Source organism: Mycobacterium simulans (assembly GCF_900232995.1).
Taxonomy (GTDB): domain Bacteria; phylum Actinomycetota; class Actinomycetes; order Mycobacteriales; family Mycobacteriaceae; genus Mycobacterium; species Mycobacterium simulans.
In genome coordinates, this window is sequence record NZ_OCVX01000102.1 from 1 (window position 1) to 1,735 (window position 1,735).

Annotated in this window: 2 pseudogenes; both read left to right on the forward strand. The window is 77.8% G+C overall.

The window, feature by feature from the left end:
- Window positions 1-358: pseudogene (locus tag MSIMFI_RS29160) on the forward strand (PE family protein); the annotation flags it as partial.
- Window positions 355-1,735 (forward strand): annotated as a pseudogene (locus tag MSIMFI_RS27565) (PE family protein); the annotation flags it as partial. The pseudogenes MSIMFI_RS29160 and MSIMFI_RS27565, both read left to right, overlap by 4 nt.

Consider the following 1,735-nt stretch of genomic DNA (forward strand, 5'->3'; position numbering starts at 1 on the left):
GGGGGGCGCGGCGGCAGCGGCAGAGGTGGATAAGAGACAGACGGCGGGCTTGGCGGGGCCGGCGGCGCGTACGGCAACGGCGGCACCGGCGGGGCGGGCGGTGACGCCGCCGGCACCGGCGACGGGGGGAGAGGCGGTAACGGCGGGTCCGGCGGTTCCCTGGCAGGTGCGGGCGGCAACGGCGGTGACGGCGGTGCCGGCGCTGGCAGCGGCAACGGTGGTGACGGCGGCTCCGGGGCCAGTGATACAGAGACCGGAGCCGCAAACGCCATCGGCGGCAACGGCGGCAACGGCGGCGCCGGTGGCTCCACCGGTGTCGGCGGCAACGGCGGTGCCGGTGGCGACGCAACTATCGTGAACACCAGCTCCAAGGGGACGGCCACCGCAGGTGATGGCGGTGCCGGTGGCGACGGCTTCATCGGCGGGCATGGTGGCGACGGCGGCGGGGCGGACCACGAGGGACGCGGAACCATCACCGCCGGCAACGGCGGCCATGGCGGTACCGGCATCAACATGGGCGGCAGGGGCGGCACCGGCGGCGTCGCGGAAATCGGCCGCAGCTCCTCCACGGTTACCGCTATCGGTGGCACCGGTGGCGCGGGCGGCGACGCCACCAGCGGTATCGGCGGCGCAGGCGGCACCGGCGGTCTTGCGATTAACCACGGTGCCGGAAGCGCCATCGGCGGCGCCCCCGGCGTCGGCGGCGCGGGCCCGGCGGCCGGCGGGGCCGGTGGCAACGGTGGTGGCGCGCTCGCCTTCGGAACCGGAAGCGCCATCGGGCACGCCGGTGCGTCCGGCACCAGCGGGGGCGCCTCCGGCGGCGGCGGGGCCGGAGGTGCTGGCGGCGCCGCGAGCATATTGAACAGCGAGTCTACGGCTACCGCGACCGCCGGCGACGGCGGCAGCGGTGGCGACGGCGCCGCCGGCGGGTCCGGCGGCAAGGGCGGCGGGGCCTACACCGGAGGAACCGGGAACATCATCGCCGGCACCGGCGGCAACGGCGGCGCAGGCAGCACCCTCGGCGGCGGTGCCGGCGGCACCGGCGGCACCGCCGAAATCGCTAACGGCGCCTCTACGGTCGATGCCATCGGCGGCCAAGGCGGAGCTGGCGGTATCGGCGTCGACAACGGAGGCAAATTCGGGGTCGGTGGGCGCGGTGGTAATGCGTTCGTCTCTAACGGCGCCGCTACGGTCGATGCCATCGGCGGCCAAGGTGGAGCCGGCGGCGATGCCACCGGTGCCACCGGCACCGGTGGAGCCGGTGGCATCGGCGGCGCTGGGTTCAACGCCGGCGCCGGAGACGCCATCGGCGGCACTGCCGGGAGCGGCGGCACCGGCGCCCGGGGCGGCGCGGGTGGCGCGGGCGGTTCGGCGAGCAACTCCGGCACCGGAAACGCCATCGGCCACGCCGGCGCCAACGGCACCAGCGGCACCGGACCTGGCGGGTCCGGCGGAGCCGGCGGGGCCGGCGGCGACGCGACAATCCTTAGGCCCCTCGTTGGGGGCGCCTCCGCGGGCACCGCCACCGCCGGCAATGGCGGGGCCGGCGCCTCCGGCACGCTATTCGGCGGGAACGGTGGGGCCGGCGGGAAAGCGGTCCCCCCGGGGAACCGGAACGTCACCCCCCGGGACGGGGGGGCGGGCGGCGCCCGCGCCCGCGGGAGGGGCGGGCGGGGGGGGCGGGGCGGGCCGGGGGGGGGCCGCGGAGACGGGGTGCCCCCCGGCACCTTGGGGG